The sequence below is a fragment of the Ochrobactrum sp. SSR genome, assembly GCF_030067775.1.
GTDB lineage: Bacteria > Pseudomonadota > Alphaproteobacteria > Rhizobiales > Rhizobiaceae > Brucella > Brucella teleogrylli.
Genome location: NZ_CP125971.1, coordinates 735833 through 752622, shown reverse-complemented (window position 1 = coordinate 752622; position 16790 = coordinate 735833). Strand labels below are relative to the sequence as shown.

Sequence of the window (16790 nt, the reverse complement as noted above, 5' to 3'; positions counted from 1 at the left end):
AGATACATGTTTTTCATTATCATCAGCGAAACCTATGTGTTCGAAAGATAACAGACTTATTTTTGTCCAGCTGACCGCATACAACACTCCAGCTGCGCATATACCAGGCCATCTTGATACCGCTGAAATTGATCGTAAGCCTAAATCCCGCCTCTGCCCAAGAATACCGCACCTGCAGCGATCAAACCCTTACGCCAGTTTTTCATATCGATAACCATCAGTCTCTGTAGCAGATTTTCATTTGTTTCCTGGAAAAAGAACCTGCGTTATGGGTGTTAATGTTTTGTACCGGAGGTTTTGGAGATAGCGTTAACCACCCGGCCTGCAGTTCATCTCGGTGAAGGCAGCGAGCTCTTTCTTATCGATGCTAAAGCCGTAAGCCTTGATGGTGAGCTTGCCGATCATCGTATCGTTACACAACATTATTGAAGTGGGCTTTTTTACCGGAAATACTCATATCGCAAATCGCACCAACGCTTTCGTCGTTAGATTCGCCCTTACTTCCGATGAGCAGATCGCAGTTCAGCTTTGCTTTAATACCAAGCTGGTTAAGATCGCTTTCGAAATCGCCGGCACGTTCCGATATCTCTTGCTGATCAGTGATATCGCGGACCTTCAGCGTTTCGGCAACCACTGGCGCTGTCGAAAAAATCAACCCTGCGGCCATCACGCTACCCAATTGGAAATACATGGCTTCTTCTCCTACGCGTTAGCTAAATCTGCAATTCCGGAATAGATTATGAATACAATCACATTGCCTGTGTCTAGACCTTACGTGTGTACGTGGAGCGATTTGTTCGCCTGTTTGGGGTTTTTGATTTAAAGCCGAAATTCTCGGTCTCCGCTCGTCACAATAATCTCCCTTCGAGGGAGGTGTGATGCGGGCATTAATACCCGATCTGCAAACGCAGCAACTTCTTGATGCCGTGGTAGCTGAAACTCAAACTTTCATGCCATGGGCCTTCCTTTGTCAGACGACCGCTTTGCAAAAGAATCCGAACCGGGAATTGCGCGAGACGACGGCCTCAATTTGACCAGTTCCGAACGCTCGATGCGAATGATCACCGTTCCAGAACAGTCATCCGAGTCGCAAAGTCATCGCAAGAGTTTGACATCGCTGGACAAATGAAACCCTGATCGTTTATGCTCGCGTGGTCGATGTTATGGAAAACTGATGAACCCACACGTCTGATTCTTCGCATCTCAGATCATCTCACCGGCTAGTACAGCGAACGCTGGGAAGAAGCCACCAAAATCGAAAATGAGTTTCATAACGGCTAGCGCCGCCTTTCGAAAAGCAACCGCTAGCGAACAGCAATTATTATTATCCTCTCAACCGACGTTACTTATTCTGCAGCGCCTTGACTTGCAGAGCAATACTTCCGCGATCCAGTTCCGAAACAATTATCTCGACGGAAACCTGTGGTTTTAAACGGAAAATTTTGGCGCCAACTCGCTGATAAGCCTGATCTGGTGTTTCAATCCTGCCCACGCAGTTCGAAACGAACTCCGCGACTGCTTTAACCGTCGAATCTTCCAGCACGCACGACCAACTCACCGAGGATACATTCGTGCGCAAAACTACACGGCAAAAATTGCTTCCAGTTAAGGTGAGCTTTGATGGATAAACGTCCACATCCTTCGGCGGCACGTCAGCAGCGACATTTTTAAAGTTAACTTTCGATTGTTTGATGACCTGCTTCAACGTTGAGCAATCCTTCCGAGCATCTAAAGCATAGGCTGAGCTGGATGTGAAAACCCCAACCGATACAAGTGCGGTCATGAACAAAGATTTCATCAGAACCTCCGAATAGCTGAGGCATAAACGATAGAAACCGATCAAACAATCACGTTTATGCCGGACCAAAGCGTGTTTCTGAATGGGTATCCGATCAACGCTTCGATGTGAAGGCGACATTGACCAGCGGGATGGCTTGGTAAACGAACAATAAGTGGAGATTAGCCTGGGTTTGCAATCTGTAGGGAGCGCGCTGACTTTCATTATGGCTGGCGAACCGGCCGCCTGGGTAGGACTCGTGCCACGACAAATTAGGCGCCTCGCCTGCTGCCCCGGGACATGCTCCACAATGTCCTGATCGTAGCGCTTGCGAAACAATTCACTCTGGGCACAATACGCTAAACGATGGCCGGAAATTAATTGATTGCCAGTCAGAACATGCCGGCGCGTTCAGCGCCTGCGAGGTCTTGCGATACCCGGCTTACGCCCCTTCAAAAAGTCACCGCCACTTCCGGCCTCCGGATTGAATTGCCGGTGAGCAATTCTGGTTGCATATCACATACCATCTCCCGGGGCGCGCCAGGCCAGTACACCCCGTCAACGAAATCAGGCTTCCGGTCGGGGAGCGCGGAGAATTCCAGCTCGCCAGCACTGACGTCGTTCATTCCTTCTGGACACCATCGCTGGATGGGAAAATAGATATAATCCCTGGTCACGAAAACCACTCCTTGGTTGAATATCATTCCGGGACCTATCCACTTGAGTGATTGAAGTCTGGCAATATGGGCTCTGTTGCCAGCCAATGTTGAATTAAATACACGCTATGCACAGGGGACTGATTATGAACCCACTCCACCTTATTTTCTAAATTTTGCAGTGACGCGCCATCATTTCGGCGACATCTTCCCGCCCCTCTTCGCGCAGTTTTTTGATCGCAGCACGCATATCTGCCGACCGTTCGTCCTGTCCAAGCTTGAACTTGATCTCCATCTTCTCAATCGGCATTTCGTAGCCTACGATATTGGGCAGACGCCGCTCCAGACCACCGGGACCGAGTTCCTTCATCTGCCACGGCTTGTCACGACCCTTTTCCATATGCTTGACGAGCTCGTGGAGATGTTTGGCGGTCGCTGCTTCCGACAGGATTTTGGGCGCGCCATGGATATGAGCAACCATAAAGCTCCAGGTCGGTGCGCTGTCCCTTTCCGGATAACCGGGATACCATGACGATGATACATAATGACCAGCATCCATCAGGATTGCGATTGATGGCAGGCCGCGTTTCAAAAACTCAACATGATCGTTGGATGCAGCAACATGCGAGACCAGCGTGCCGTTTTCGCCGCGTGTCCGATCCATCATGAAGACGGGGTGCGATATAGCAAGGCCTCCCTCATGGCTGGTGATCAAAGTACCAAGCACCGTTCTATCAACGAGATCGAAAACCTCGGTCGTATCGGACGGCTGGAAATAGGGCTTTGTATAGAGCATCGCTTGTCTCTTGATTTCAGGCGTGAATAGCGGGCAGTCGATCAGACCATGGACACATGGCTTCCAACTGACCTGCTAGTTGGAATAGCGGATTTTCGGCCCCATAAGGAGCAATGAACTGGCTGCCGATTGGCAAACCATCAGACGTTTCGTGAAGTGGGACACTCATCGCAGGCAAGCCAGCAGCGTTGACCGGATGGGTGAAGGTTGTCAGCTCCAGAAACTGCCGGGCAAACCCTTTCCAGTCGGGTGAGCGCACGTCGAGCATCCCAAGCGGAAATGATCCAACCGGCATGACCGGGCTTAACACCACATCGCATTCTTCAAACAGACGACCAAAACTGCGCGCCGTACTGTTTGCGGTCAAACGCGCTTGAATAACCTCTGTCGCAGCCAAGCTATCGCCGTAAGCGGCCAATCCCAGATTTGAAGGCTCAAAATAAAGTTCATTGGCAGGCTTTGCCATTGTCGCGGCAACATCTGCCACTTCAATTGCGGTGTAAACGGCGATCAGTTTTTGTACGGCACCCGCAAGCTCAACGCCGTCAAAATCAGGCTTCACCCGAACAACGTTATGTCCGAGCCGTTCGCACAAAGCAATCGTCGCCTCAAGTGCTGCGACTGTCTGCTCATCCAGATCATGACGCAGATCAGACTCCTGCCAGACACCAATACGAAGTTTCCGCGGCGCCATTCTGACACTGTTGACGAACAGATCCGTCTTGGCCGGGGCCGCGTACAGCGAACCCGGTTCAAGCGCGTCTGTCAGATCAAGCATCATTGCGGAATCGCGAACCGAGCGCGTCAGCACATGATGGCTGACCATTCCGCCCCAGTTTTCTGTCGAGACCGGACCGCATGGGACTCGCCCGCGCGACGGACGCAGCCCGAAAAGCCCGCCACAAGATGCCGGGATACGGATCGAGCCTGCTCCGTCATTGCCATAGGCCACAGGCACCATGCGCGCGGCAACGGCAGCTGCCGCCCCCCGGAAGAACCGCCAATGCTGCGTGTAACATCCCAGGGATTGAGTGCTGGACCATGAAGCGAAGATTCCGTTGCGATATTGCAGGAAAACTCCGGCAAATTGGTTTTACCCACCACCACCAGACCAGCGGATTTGTAGCGTTTGACGAGTTCATGATCGCGCTGCGAGATATTTCCCTCTGCCGCACGACATCCAAAGGACATTGCTGCACCGACATAGGAAGGGCAATCATCCTTCAACAAAACCGGAACACCGCTAAGCAGACCCTCTGGCAGCGATTTAAGCTGTTCTTCCGCTTGATCGCGCATCTCGTAGATCACAGCATTCAGCTTAGGATTGCACCGATCAATCGCTGCAAATGCCTCATGAACAGCCTCATGCGGCGACAGAATTTTTGCGCGAATGGCCTCTCTCAGACCGACAGCGTCGGTCCGGGTGTAGTCAAAGGATGTAGACGTCATGGGGTTATCCCAATGCTAAGCTCGCGAAGCGGAGCGTTTTACTGTGCCTTGCTGATCGTCCAGAAGCGAAGCGTATCACCAGCCCAGCCCTTGAAATCGTTCACTTTTGGACCGGCAGCTGTGATCGATGGCAAGTTTACCAGACCAAGGATCGGAACCTGCTCACCCATCAATGTGTTGAGTTCGTTGAAGAGCTTCTTGCGTTCTTCGACGTCGCTTTTCGCAGAAACCTGCTTGAGAAGGTCTTCCGCCTTGGCATCGTCCCACTGGCGTGCGGCATCAGCCTTCTTGTCACCGATCATCGACTGGAAAGATAACAGCGGATCAAGGCGGGCTGAATAAGCGAAAACGGCAAGTTCATAGGCGCCACGACGATACTGATCGAGCTGGGTCGCCCAATCGCGCACTTCGAGCTGCGCATTGATGCCGGAGGCTGCAAGGAATGCCTGAACAATCGTGGCAACCTGCACGCGGTTCTGGCGGTTGGCGACCAGAAGGCTGATCGGTTCGCCCTTATATCCTGCCTTGGTCAGCAGCTCCTGCGCTTTGGCTGGATCGTATGCAGGCCAGGCAGCCGCCTGATTATCCGAATAGATGGTGTTTGGTGCAATGACCGACGGGTTTGGTGCATAAATGCCCTCACCAATCGCCGTTGCCAGCTGGCTAAGATCGATGGCGTGAGCAATCGCCTGACGCATCTGCGGATCCTTCAACTTATCGGAAGTGGACTGAATTTGAAGCACCATCCATGAAGGCGTCTGCTGTACATTGACCTTCATGCCCTTCGCTTCCAGATCCTTGACACCGGTTGGCTCCACTTCATCGATGAAGTCGATCTCACCGGAAAGCAGACCATTTGTGCGCGTGCTGGGATCTGGAACAGTCATGAACTGAATGGTCTTTACATGGCCTTTCTTGTTCCCTCCCAGACCGTCGAGATCACCGGGCAGAGCCGAATAATCATCGAAACGGGTCAGGTCCAGATAACGGCCACGCTCCCATTTGGAAAAAGCATAGGGACCTGTACCAATCGGCTTTACAAATTTGCCATCCGCATCAACGGATTCCGGGCTCAATATCCAAGGGGTACACTGGATGGTAGCCATGGTGATGACAAAGTTTGGCGCAGGAGTTGCGAAGCTGAAGCGCACCGTGTTGTCATCAACAGCCTCGACCGTCTTCAACTCGGAATCGACCTTGCCATTATAGCGATTGACGCATTGAAACGCTGTATCCGGCTTGAGATAACGCTCGAAATTCCAGACGACATCCTTGGCGGTCAGGTCTTTGCCATTCTGGAACTTGACGCCTTTTCGTAGCTTGAATTCATAAACCGTATGATCGGCATTCGAGGTCCAGCTCTCAGCCAGCATTGGCTTTATGGCGAGATCGTCGCCATAAGCGACCAGACCTTCGGCAATATGGGCAACAACCATATCGGCATTGGCATCGCGATTGACGCCCGGATTGATGCTCGCAACATCAGAGTGAATGGCGACGCGCAAGGTCTCATCGTCTGCAGCATGTGCTTGGAAGGATGTGGCGCTGAGACCAAGAAGCGCCATGCTGAGTGCAGAGCGGATTGAAATTAGATTGAACATTTTGGTTTCCCCTTTTTGTTTTTGATTTTGCGGTATGGTCAACTTTGTGACCTCAGCACGTCCGCGAAAAATGCTTCGACCGGCTCCAGCACTTTGAAAGGCTCATGAGCCACGCCCGGCACCCTGTCCCTGCGAACCGCGATGCGATGCGCTTCAAACGACTTGGCCAGTGCTTCAATCCGGTCGATCCGGCAATCGCCCTGAAGATCGGCGCCGTCCATCCAGAAGGCGCTGTCACGCGGGATGGCGATTTCCCAAGTCGCGGTATCTTCCTCACCGATCACTGTATGAACGCTCACAGCCTTCATCGCTTCAAGATCAATGCGGCAGCCAAAACATGCTTCAACATCGCGAACGCCAACCCACCAGTCATAATCGGAATTGAGCAGAGTAACGACGCCCGGTGCTCCGATAGAGAGGGCCTTCAGCCTATGAGGATGCAGCATGAAAAAGCGCTGGCAGAACTGCCCGCCGCCCGAAAAGCCGTACATGATGGCGCGATTGCTTTTGAGGCGATACTTGGCAGCCACTTCGTCGATCATCGATAGCAGAATATGGTCAAAGCGAATGCCGTGAAACTCGATGCGCTTGTAGTTGGCAAGATCGCCCTGCACGACGATGCCCGCAGGAAACAGCGGCGCCAGAACAATGCAGCGGTTCTCTCGCGCAAAATTTGCAAAGTGATCGCGGTACTGTGCCGCTGTCCGCCCCGTCCCGTGAATGATGACGATCAGTTCGTGCGTCTCGGTGCCGTCTTCATCATAGTCCTCGGGGACGTAAAGGCAGTAACTGAAACGCTGATCGAACTGACTTGCAAAAAACGTGGTCGCTCCGAAATCGTAGAAGCTGAGTTTTTTGCCATGGCCCTGCCGTTTAGTAGCGGGCTTTTCTTCAGTTATGGACATGACCGCCCTCCTCTCCAGACTTCGTATTTGCACTATCGCCGCGCCATTTGAGTTTGACGCCGCCCTCACCCGTCAGTTCGAGCATTGGAATGGCTGACAGAAGACGGCGGGTATAGTCGTTCTGCGGCGCGTCAAAAATCTCGTCGCGCGTTCCCTGCTCTATAATGCGACCGTCATTCATCACGACCACACGATCGGCAATTTGCTCAACCACGCCCAGATCATGGGTAATGAACAGGCAACCGAAGCCATAGCTCTGCTGCAGCTTGGCGAAGAGATCGAGAACCTGCGCACGCACCGTTACGTCAAGCGCCGAGACTGCTTCATCCGCAATGACAAAAGCGGGACGGCGAACGAGCGCACGCGCAATCGCCACACGCTGACGCTGACCACCCGACATTTCATGCGCATAACGATTAGCATAATCTCCACCGAGGCCAACGTCCCCCAGTGTTTCGCGAACACGATCCACTTTCTGGCCGGACGAAAGCTCTTTCGAGAAGCGCAGCGCCTCACCGACCAACTCGCCCACTTTCATACGCGGATCGAGTGATGAATAAGGGTCCTGAAACACCATCTGCGTGTGATAACGATAATCCTGATATTGGGATGAACGCCTCTCGAGAGGCTGTCCCTTGAACAGCAACTTCCCTTCGCTCGGCTTGATTAGTCCAGCCATCACGCGCGCGGCCGTGGTCTTGCCCGAACCGGAGCCGCCAACCACGGCAACAACCTCGTTGGGCAGAACATCAATCGTAACCCCATGCAGAGCACGTTTGCCGCCAGCTTTCTTGAACCAGCCACCCCGGCCTTCAAAATCGACAACAAGATCGTGCACGCTGATCAGCGGATCAGCCTTTGGAACCACGCGCGCAGGCCCACGAACCGGTAATGTCGAAAGCAATTTGCGGGTGTAATCATGCCGGGGCTTTGCCAGAACATCCGCGGTATCGCCCGTTTCAACCACTTCACCATGGCGCATCACAACCACACGTTTGGAATAGCGCGCAATCATTGGAAGATCGTGACTGATCAGCAAAACGGTCGTGCCACGTTCCCGCGTGAGATCGACCAGCAACTCCATAACCTCGCGCTGGATAACCGCATCAAGCGCAGTGGTCGGCTCGTCCGCGATCAGCAGATCAGGCTTCATGAGCATCGCGCAGGCGATCATGATGCGCTGGCGCATTCCGCCTGAGAACTCATGTGGGAACGCCTCAATCGCCCGATCAGGATCGGCAATACCAACACGCAACAACATGGCTCTGATCCAGTCGGCATGTTGTGCCTTCTCGGCTGGAAAGTGCAGTTCAAGTCCTTCTTCAAGCTGCCGCCCGATAGTCAGTGACGGGGTAAGCGAAGTCATCGGCTCCTGAAAGATCATGGCAATGCCATCGCCACGCAGCCCGCGCAAAGCGGTCGGCGACATCGTTGACACGTTCTGTCCCTTGAAGCGGATCGCACCATGACTTGTTTTAATGGACGCCGGAACCAGCCCCATGACCGCCCGCGCGAGCATGGTTTTTCCAGAGCCGGATTCACCAACGATGCCGAGAATTTCGCCAGCTTTTATGGAGAAGGAAGCGCGCTTGACGATCTCCAGCGCACTGTCGCCAACACGCAGGCTTACATCGTCGATTTCAAGCAAGGGTGCGGAAGTCATGAGCGCTTCCTCATGCGTGGGTCGAGGCGATCGCGCAACGCGTCACCTAGAAGATTAATACCAAGCAGCGACAGCGAAATTGCAAGGCCGGGGAAGATACCAAGCCAAACGGCCTGCTCAATGAAATTGCGGCTTCCCGCCAGCATATTGCCCCAAGTCGGCGCTGGCGGCGGCACACCCAGACCCAGAAAGCTAAGCGAGCTTTCCGCGAGAATTGCCCAGCCGCACATGGACGTTGCCATGACCAGAACAGGCGCCAGACAGTTGGGCAGAATATGGCGCACCATCGTATAGATTTCCGAGTTTCCCATGACGCGGGAGGCCTCAACGAACTCCCGTTCACGCAGGCTCAAAACCGTGCCACGGACCACGCGGATCACCGAAGACATATAGGCCAGAGCAAGTGCTAAGATGATGCCATTCTTGTTGGCACCAAAGACGGCCAGCAAACCAAGCGCCATCAATATGCCAGGGAATGCCAGCAAAGCATCATTGACCATCATCAACAGCCGGTCGAACCAGCCACGCAAGAAGCCGCTGACCGCCCCGATAAGCACTCCGCCGAGGGTGGCGAGAGAGACTGTGAACACGCTGATTGAAACACTGGCCGATGCGCCTCTCATAAGACGGCTCAGCTGGTCGCGCCCAAATTCATCCGTACCCAGCCAATGCGCAGCACTTGGCGGCGCAAGACGCGCGGCAAAGTCGAGGGCCAGCGGGTTGTAAGGCGTCCAGAAGGAACCTACCACCGCTATCGTGAGAAGCGTTGCGGTCAGGGTTCCGCCAATAATCGCGTTGAGAGAGAGATTTTTCATTTCGCCGTCACCTTCGGGTCGAAGAACGGATAGAGAAGGTCCACGATCAGATTGACCAGCACATAAACACAGGCTGTGAACAGCAAGCAGCCCTGAATGACGGGATAATCGCGAGCAAAGATCGCCTCAACCAGAAGCCTGCCAAGTCCGGGAATCGTGAAAACCGTTTCCACAACTGCAATACCACCAAGCAGATTGCCAAGGATCAGCCCCAACAATGTCCAGGTCGGGCCAAACGCATTACGGAAAGCATGACGCCACATCACGGTTGCTTCCGACAGTCCCTTGGCGCGGGCATGGGCGATGTAATCCAGATTCAGCACTTCAAGCGTCGAGGCGCGCGCCATACGTAAAATGACGCCGATTTCATGCAGAAACAGTGTGGTGATCGGCAAAACCAGATAAAGAAACGCTTTCCATGGGTTCTCACCAAAGCTGACATAGCCGACAATCGGCAACCAGCCGAGCTTGAGGCCAAAGGCCAACAACAGCAGCAAGCCCATCCAGAATGTCGGAACCGAAAGCAGCAAGGTGGCACAGGTCACAAGCGTCAGATCGGTCAGGCTGTTCTGCTTCCAGGCTGCGATCATTCCAAGCGGAACAGCGACAAGCGTAGAAAGCGCCACCGCTGACAAGACGATACGCGCACTGACCGAAAAGCGCTCCAGAACCAGCGAAAGAACCGGCTGTTGGTTGGCAATGGAGACACCGAGATCACCATGCAGAACATTGCCTCCCCAGATCAGAAACTGGGTAAAGACGCTGTGATTGAGGCCCAGCTGCTCGCGCAGCGCGGCCAGCGTCGCAGCATCCGCAGAATCGCCCAGCATCAGGGCTGCAGGATCGCCCGGTATCAGCCGGACAATCACAAACACAGCCACTGCCACGATCAGCAATGTTGGAATGGCCATGCCTATTCTGGAAAGCGCAAAGCGCAGCATTTCTTTAGCCTTCGATAAAGAGGGATTTCGCGCGTGGCGCGGCATCGGACGGTAGCGGCGTATAATCCTGCAGACAGTAGGTCGCAAACTGACGGTTCAAAGCTGGCAGCGGCGCGATTTCCATCATGCCAAGCGCTGCTTCCATCACCACCATCGCAACCGTGGCCGTTATATTGTCGTGATTGCCGGGACGTGGCGGGCGGCAGACTGCATAAGGTTTCAGGAAGTCGTCGAACAGTGCTTCCTTCAGCTCCTTGCGACCAATTTTTCCACCATGTGATTCAAGAGACTGGCGAACGCGCCAATCACGGTAGAAGCTTTCAGGTACAAATGGGATGCCGGTGTCGCGCAGCTTTGTCAGCGCAATTGGGCTGACCCAATGATTGGCATGAACGATCAGATCATTCTCAGGCAGGATCGGGAAGGACTCATCCGGCGCACATTCAAAATCGATGCCGAAACCGGCGCTCGTCGCAATCATGATATTGTTTGAGCAGGATTTTGGTGTCGAAGCCACAGCCTTTATTGCTTTGGCAAAATGCTCCTGCTCAAGCACCTTGCGGCGCACGAGACCCAAAGGAACGCCCAGCTTCTTATAGTCGCGTTCGCATTCGAGATAATTGGCGGTGATAGAGATTCCCGCTTCATTGAAGCCGCTGCGCGCCAGCCCACCAGCCTCGACAAACGTTACAAAATCAGGGCCGTTATTGTTGCGAACACGCAGCACAATGCCGGTTTCCACACATTCAGAACGCCAGTCCCAGTTCTGGCCATGAACCAGATTACCAGAAGCACTTTTCGCAGGCATGATGAGAGCACCGGTGCAGCCATCATCCTGCTCTTCGGGATCAGGCGAACCCGTTTCCGTACGCGCCATCGCAACGACTTCCGTGCGTGCATTGATCATGACGATCTGCTCAAACGGCACATCCGCACCTTTGGCGATGCCGCGCATTTCCTCTACATAAGTCGCGTCGAATTCCTCGATCCGGCCAGTAAATTCTTCGATGAGACTTTGCCTGCGTTCAGGCGAAAGACCGAACGCGTCGAGGGTGTTGGAATAAAGACCAGCGCTGCGCCGGATGCGTTCTGCTGCCAGAACCCCATATTGGCGCCCACGCTCTTCCGGCACACCCGCAACTGTGATGAATGGAAATGGGGTAACTGACATTGTCAATCCATTTTGTATTTTGAATCGTATTAATACATTTCTCATCCGTCTATTGCGGAGTCAAGAGTTTTTTGATATTGTTTGGTACATTGAAATTATGCGCCCACCGACCCGCAGCCAAAGTGCAATTCTGGCGAACATGGCTATGCAGAACAACGGATCCGCGTTGAGAGGATGCACCACGTGAAAATAAACCTAAGAAATCCTGCAGATAGCGGATTGGGTCTAAGTAGTCTTCAAGCGGAAGTTGCACACAAGATGGTATCGCTTATATCCGCCGAACGCTGGAGTATCGGTGATCGTCTGTCAGACGTCGCGATTTCAAAGGAGCTTAGGGTGTCGCGTACACCCGTGCGACAGGTACTTAATCTTCTTGTCCAGCAAGGCATTGTAAGCCAAACACCCAATCGGGGATATCAGTTGCACCGCATCCCCGCACCGAATGAACTGAAAGACAGTATGCTGCCGCCGTCTGAGGCGGAGGAACTCTACCGCCTCCTGATGAGCTCACGTGCATCTGGCGTTGTTGGCGCGGAAGTGTCGGAAGCCGAACTCGCTGATCGGCTGGGTGCGACTCGAAGTGCCGTACGTCGAGTACTTATGCGATTTGCCGCTGAAGGTCTTGCAGAACGCCTCCCCGGCCATGGCTGGCGTTTTGCCGAGTCGCTCGATAATGAACGAGCGGTAAGTGAGAGCTACACTTTCCGTCTTGTCATCGAATGTGGCGCGCTTTTGCAACCCGATTATGCGCCCGATCTAAGCCAACTCGCAGCCCTCCAACGAGAGCAGATTCATGTATCTGCCTTACCTATCCATAACCTCACAAGAGATCTCTGGTTCAACGCCAACGCAAACTTCCATGAAACTATTGTTTCTTGGGCTAATAATCGCTTTTTGACCCAATCAGTTCGCTGGCAAAACCACCTACGCCGGATGACAGAATATTCCGACTTCGACCGGTTGGGTGAATTGCGGATTCGTAGGGCTTGCAGCGATCATTTAAGCATTCTCGAAGCTATCGTTAGCGAGGATCTTGAATTCGCTGCTGCCTTACTAAGGCGTCATATAAGCCGCTCAGCCGCCGAAGATGTTTGATTAGCTAGCTCGCATTTCGAATTGGTAGGAGACGACAAAGAAAAAGTAAACCCTATGTGCCTTTTAATGGTCGCTGGTGTGTCAATCGCCGTTTAGAAAGAGCTCCGACGCAGTTTGGGGGTCATCAGCCCATGAAATAGCTTAGCTTCTTACAACTGGTAACCTTTATCACTGCTCATTGATAAAACGTTTGCATCAGATCCTAGGAAAGCCCGAACTTATACTAAGCTATCAATCCTGCCATAAGTGAGCATAATAGCCTGATTGCCAGTCAAGATCTGATTGGCCTCGAGGATGATCCTTTCGGCTTTGTGGCGATCAGCTGACGCCGCCGCGCTCATAAAGCAGGATAACCCTTTGGCTAACTCGCCGTTGCTATCGCATAAACGCCACCAGCATAAATGTAGACGGATCGGGTGGTGTATAAACTTCCATGCGCTCGCTGCCGATTAGAACCTCGGGAATGGACAGCGCTGCGAGCGGCACCGGCCACGGCAAGTCAACAACGATGGAGGCGATCACGCATGTGCATCCAGCGAACAAGGATAATCCACGCAAGATCATCGCTCAGTCCCGCCGACAGAATTCTTTTAATCAGATCAGAGAAATTTTAAGATTAATTAGACAAAAAGAAGCTTTTTGGACATTTAAGATCGATAACCAAGATCGTCTCCTCTACATACGACTGCTATATCCTATTGAGCGTAAATACGCATACTCAAGTATAATGGAGGAAGGATATGGGTAAAAGTGGAGGGAGCGGCGGTCATTCAGGTGGCGGCCAATCGACTGGAGCGCATTCTAGCTCTGGACATTCAAGTGCCGGGCATTCCGGTGCTGGACACGCGAGTGGTTCCAAGGGAGGGACACACGCTGGCAGTACAAAAGGTTCACACGATCTGGGCAAAGGCGCAAGCGTTGGCGCAGACAAGTCTAATGTTTTCGGAAACGCTGAAAGAGCTGCTAAAAATCCAGCCAATAATCCAGGCCTAAAGGGTTCGTTAGTCGGGCGGCTTGGAAAAGCCGCTGGCGAAAAAGCCGCCAAGGATGCGTTATCAAAGGCGCAAAGCGAAGTGGGCAGAACGCGAGCAGGACGACGAGCCGATCGTCACCATAATTAAATCGGAACGAACAGCGTCTTCAATCAAACGGCGGCGCTGTTCTTTTCATGGAAAATGCCGTTTCATAAAGACATGGAATATATACATTATCAGCGCATAGAATAATGACATAATCCAAGGAAAGACCGCGTAATTCAACGAAGATAGAGTTGGTAAAGAATCTACAAGCGCGTTGTGAATGAAGTGAATCGTTGTTCCAAATATTACATACGTATAAATATTCCTCGAATAATAATATAGAATCGAGGTCAAGACATGGAATAATTTGGCGCCCGTAATTACGAAGAGAGTGTAAGGAAGCGCTAAATTTTCTTGAACTCCCAATTCGAGAGAGTGCTGGTACATTTCAGGATAATAAAGAATCCCCTCCACAATGGGCAAAAACAACATTGCTGGAATAATAAAGTGTGTTCCTTTTGATATAAAAACCAAGGTAAATTTCAATATCTCCTCGCCGAAAGCGAGAATAAAGACAAAAGAATACAGCACGAAGGAATTTTCTATTTCCATCTGATATCGCCCCTAATGAGCTAGGACCCCACACGAGATAAAAACCAAAACAGTTTTCAAAATGGTGGACGCGGTTGAGATTTAAGCGGGGCTCATGCACCTAAGAGGTACTGCAACAGCGTCCGACATGAATATACATCAGGGTTTTCCGTTGGACAAATTGGTCAATCTCCCCGTTCATCGAATTACCGCGCCTGTTGGTATCCGTCCGAAAACGACCGATAGCGTACAGGTGCAAAAGAGCCTGTCCGCAAATTATCATGGCATAGTTTCGAACGCAGAAATATTTCGGACATCCTATACGGACCGAATTGAGCCAATGCCTGTACCTTTGCTTATGCCTGCGTCTCGACGAATAAGCATACTACTGAGAATTAGATACGGGAAAATTAGGCGGCCGGTTTCCATGTGGAGCCATGTCGGATCGTTATCGACACGGTTTTCGGCAGACGGCCATTGGCGGTGCCGTGGTTTCTCCCGCTTATTGGATAAGATGGCGGCCGGTGACATTGTGATCGTCACCGAGCTCGACCGCCTAGGTCGTGATGCAATAAACGTTAGTCGTCGCCACGCGAAACCTTCCTATAATGGGTCAGCAATCTCTATTGGCTTTCGTGATTGTTTAATTGCGTCAGAGCACCTTGTAACAACAGTTCTTCGGGTGCTGTCATGACTGCACCCGACCCGCAAAGCTAAAAAATCACCAAAATCATATTGCCAAACGGGCGCCATCCAGACATGACAGCACCGGGAAGCGCGTATCGTTGAACGCGCTTTTGGTATCGGGCCGAGCGCGTTGACAGAAGCCGTGGAACTGCTCGCCCGGGGTCTACAAGGTCAGACCGCTTGACAGCACAGAACGAGGGGCTTTCCTTGACACCTCGCTTTTTTGCAATAGAGCCGGCGGAACTGCTCAAAGAGGGGATCATCTTCAAACGCAACTGCTCCCTGCAGTCACATCGTGGCGGCTTTCGTCTCTACCTGACTGTGCTGGCGAAGCGTATAGATGCCGGAACACACCCATGCGAGGGCAATTCCGGCTCCCGCCACTGCCCCCATCTGCGGGCTCAATAGTATGTCTGAACCCGCTTTCAGCCAGCCGCTAACGGCATCGGCGCCGCGATAGACAACCGTATCGATGAAGTTTTTGGCCTTGTATTTGTCGGCTGTCGGAACCGATGTGTAGAGCATCTCGCGCCCGGGGCGGACGAGTGCGTATTCGCCGACGCGGCGGATCACCATGACCACGACATACATGCCGAGCAGCGTCGAGAAGCTCAGCATCAGAAATCCCGCCGTCATCATGATGGGCACGGTCAACAGCAGAGCCCGGACACCGAGGATCGAGGCGATGCGCCCGGTCAGGAATATCTGAATCAGCAGTGTCAGGAACTGCACCACCGCATCGACGCCTGAGAAGAATTGCGTCTGTTCCGCGCGGTCGGTAAAACGCTCCGCAACGAAGCGCGCCTGCTCGAAGTAGAGAAATGTGCTGACGCTGGCGAGAAGAACGACAAAGGCGGCGATGCCGAGAAGCAACGGCGACGTCAGGACGTGAATTGCCCCTTCGAAGGAATTGCCTCCGAGCTTTGTGTTGACCGCGCTATCGTTTGGGGCGCGGTCTCCTGTCTTTGTGGAAACATGGCGTGCCTGAAGATAGTCTGCGCATAGGGCCGTGACGATGAGCATAAAGGCGGCGACCACGAGCAGCCCGGCATTGCCGATACGTGTGACGAATAGCACCCCGATCAGCGGTCCGACAAGCCCGCCGAGGCTGGCTCCTGCCGCCATCATGGCGAAGAGCCGTTTGGCTTGGGCGGAGCTGAACACATCGACTAAGACGCTCCAGGCGAGCGAGATCGCCATAAGGTTGAAGACGGAAAGCCAGACGAAAAAGATGCGGGCAAGCCAGACCGCTTCACCGTAGAGGTAAATCGCTGCTGCAAAGCCGAGGATGTTCAGGCCGAAGAAGCCGAAAGCCCAGCGGGTGATATGGCGCCGCTTTACGCGCGAGACCAGCCATCCGAAGAGCGGGGCGACCGCTAGCGTCGCCAAGAAAGTCGCGGTGAACAGCCACTGGAGATTGTTGACGCCGCCGACAACGCCCATGGTCTCGCGGATCGGGCGCATGGAGAAGTAGCTGACGAACAATGTGAATTGCATCAGGCATCCGGCGATCACCGGCGCGGCTTCGCTTCGATCGATATTCAACATGCGGGTGACATAAGACTGCATCATAGGCGTGTTGATCCTTTGAAACGGGACCGGTAGCGCCCCGCGCGATTGGAAT

At 53.0% G+C, this 16790-nt stretch carries 15 protein-coding genes and 2 pseudogenes; 5 read left to right on the top strand and 12 right to left on the bottom strand.

All coding sequences use genetic code 11. The annotated features are described in order from the left end of the window. Window positions 1-412: 412 nt before the first annotated feature. Entirely contained in the window at window positions 413-691 is a 279-nt protein-coding gene (locus tag QLQ11_RS20945; protein WP_371836005.1) for a hypothetical protein, read from the bottom strand. 651 nt (window positions 692-1342) lie between these two features. Then, window positions 1343-1798: a hypothetical protein gene (locus tag QLQ11_RS20940; protein ID WP_283735548.1), complete on the bottom strand. Its 456-nt coding sequence runs from the start codon at window positions 1796-1798 to the stop codon at window positions 1343-1345. Between the two features lie 488 nt (window positions 1799-2286). Here QLQ11_RS20940 and QLQ11_RS20935 point away from each other — a divergent pair, with 488 nt between their 5' ends. After that, window positions 2287-2505, top strand: a complete 219-nt coding sequence (locus QLQ11_RS20935) for a hypothetical protein (RefSeq protein ID WP_210276622.1) — start codon at window positions 2287-2289, stop codon at window positions 2503-2505. Between the two features lie 97 nt (window positions 2506-2602). Here the strand turns inward: QLQ11_RS20935 and QLQ11_RS20930 are convergent, their stop codons facing one another. The 8 genes and pseudogenes from QLQ11_RS20930 to QLQ11_RS20895 form a co-directional block, all read right to left on the bottom strand. After that, window positions 2603-3229, bottom strand: coding sequence for an FMN-binding negative transcriptional regulator (locus tag QLQ11_RS20930; RefSeq protein WP_283735549.1), 627 nt, complete (start codon window positions 3227-3229; stop codon window positions 2603-2605). Window positions 3230-3245: 16 nt separating this feature from the next. After that, a pseudogene (locus QLQ11_RS20925) lies at window positions 3246-4678 on the bottom strand (amidase). Between the two features lie 38 nt (window positions 4679-4716). Then, a complete protein-coding gene (locus tag QLQ11_RS20920; protein ID WP_283735551.1) occupies window positions 4717-6279 on the bottom strand; it encodes an ABC transporter substrate-binding protein in 1563 nt (520 codons plus the stop codon). A 38-nt stretch (window positions 6280-6317) separates the two neighbouring features. Further along, window positions 6318-7184: a hydrolase gene (locus tag QLQ11_RS20915; RefSeq protein WP_078340989.1), complete on the bottom strand. Its 867-nt coding sequence runs from the start codon at window positions 7182-7184 to the stop codon at window positions 6318-6320. After that, window positions 7171-8847, bottom strand: coding sequence for an ABC transporter ATP-binding protein (locus QLQ11_RS20910; protein WP_078340991.1), 1677 nt, complete (start codon window positions 8845-8847; stop codon window positions 7171-7173). The genes QLQ11_RS20915 and QLQ11_RS20910 overlap by 14 nt, the downstream gene beginning before the upstream one ends. After that, window positions 8844-9662, bottom strand: coding sequence for an ABC transporter permease (locus tag QLQ11_RS20905; protein WP_283735552.1), 819 nt, complete (start codon window positions 9660-9662; stop codon window positions 8844-8846). Before QLQ11_RS20905 ends, QLQ11_RS20910 begins: the two co-directional genes overlap by 4 nt. Further along, window positions 9659-10603 (bottom strand): ABC transporter permease, encoded by a 945-nt coding sequence (locus QLQ11_RS20900; RefSeq protein ID WP_078340994.1) that lies wholly within the window; start codon window positions 10601-10603, stop codon window positions 9659-9661. The genes QLQ11_RS20905 and QLQ11_RS20900 overlap by 4 nt, the downstream gene beginning before the upstream one ends. Window positions 10604-10607: 4 nt before the next feature. After that, window positions 10608-11774, bottom strand: a complete 1167-nt coding sequence (locus QLQ11_RS20895) for a C45 family peptidase (RefSeq protein WP_283735553.1) — start codon at window positions 11772-11774, stop codon at window positions 10608-10610. A gap of 183 nt (window positions 11775-11957) precedes the next feature. Here QLQ11_RS20895 and QLQ11_RS20890 point away from each other — a divergent pair, with 183 nt between their 5' ends. Next, window positions 11958-12869, top strand: coding sequence for a GntR family transcriptional regulator (locus QLQ11_RS20890; RefSeq protein ID WP_283735554.1), 912 nt, complete (start codon window positions 11958-11960; stop codon window positions 12867-12869). Window positions 12870-13244: 375 nt separating this feature from the next. On the opposite strand, the gene QLQ11_RS20885 is transcribed toward QLQ11_RS20890, so the two are convergent. Next, window positions 13245-13391 (bottom strand): hypothetical protein, encoded by a 147-nt coding sequence (locus QLQ11_RS20885; RefSeq protein ID WP_283735555.1) that lies wholly within the window; start codon window positions 13389-13391, stop codon window positions 13245-13247. Between the two features lie 228 nt (window positions 13392-13619). Between QLQ11_RS20885 and QLQ11_RS20880 the strand changes: the two genes are divergently transcribed. The 3 genes and pseudogenes from QLQ11_RS20880 to QLQ11_RS20870 form a co-directional block, all read left to right on the top strand. Further along, window positions 13620-13862, top strand: a complete 243-nt coding sequence (locus QLQ11_RS20880) for a hypothetical protein (protein WP_283735556.1) — start codon at window positions 13620-13622, stop codon at window positions 13860-13862. 732 nt (window positions 13863-14594) lie between these two features. Beyond that, a complete protein-coding gene (locus tag QLQ11_RS20875; protein ID WP_371836004.1) occupies window positions 14595-15173 on the top strand; it encodes a recombinase family protein in 579 nt (192 codons plus the stop codon). Between the two features lie 78 nt (window positions 15174-15251). After that, window positions 15252-15350: pseudogene (locus QLQ11_RS20870) on the top strand (IS6 family transposase); the annotation flags it as partial. A gap of 104 nt (window positions 15351-15454) precedes the next feature. Here QLQ11_RS20870 and QLQ11_RS20865 read toward each other — a convergent pair. Further along, window positions 15455-16738: an NTP/NDP exchange transporter gene (locus tag QLQ11_RS20865; RefSeq protein ID WP_283735558.1), complete on the bottom strand. Its 1284-nt coding sequence runs from the start codon at window positions 16736-16738 to the stop codon at window positions 15455-15457. Window positions 16739-16790: the final 52 nt, after the last annotated feature.

Bases quoted from the DNA above. Each gene is read 5' to 3' on its own strand.
- QLQ11_RS20920 (WP_283735551.1), bottom strand. From the start codon at position 6,279: ATGTTCAATCTAATTTCAATCCGCTCTGCACTCAGCATGGCGCTTCTT.
- QLQ11_RS20895 (WP_283735553.1), bottom strand. From the start codon at position 11,774: ATGTCAGTTACCCCATTTCCATTCATCACAGTTGCGGGTGTGCCGGAA.
- QLQ11_RS20945 (WP_371836005.1), bottom strand. From the start codon at position 691: ATGTATTTCCAATTGGGTAGCGTGATGGCCGCAGGGTTGATTTTTTCG.
- QLQ11_RS20930 (WP_283735549.1), bottom strand. From the start codon at position 3,229: ATGCTCTATACAAAGCCCTATTTCCAGCCGTCCGATACGACCGAGGTT.
- QLQ11_RS20875 (WP_371836004.1), top strand. From the start codon at position 14,595: ATGCACCTAAGAGGTACTGCAACAGCGTCCGACATGAATATACATCAG.
- QLQ11_RS20940 (WP_283735548.1), bottom strand. From the start codon at position 1,798: ATGAAATCTTTGTTCATGACCGCACTTGTATCGGTTGGGGTTTTCACA.
- QLQ11_RS20905 (WP_283735552.1), bottom strand. From the start codon at position 9,662: ATGAAAAATCTCTCTCTCAACGCGATTATTGGCGGAACCCTGACCGCA.
- QLQ11_RS20910 (WP_078340991.1), bottom strand. From the start codon at position 8,847: ATGACTTCCGCACCCTTGCTTGAAATCGACGATGTAAGCCTGCGTGTT.
- QLQ11_RS20915 (WP_078340989.1), bottom strand. From the start codon at position 7,184: ATGTCCATAACTGAAGAAAAGCCCGCTACTAAACGGCAGGGCCATGGC.
- QLQ11_RS20865 (WP_283735558.1), bottom strand. From the start codon at position 16,738: ATGATGCAGTCTTATGTCACCCGCATGTTGAATATCGATCGAAGCGAA.
- QLQ11_RS20900 (WP_078340994.1), bottom strand. From the start codon at position 10,603: ATGCTGCGCTTTGCGCTTTCCAGAATAGGCATGGCCATTCCAACATTG.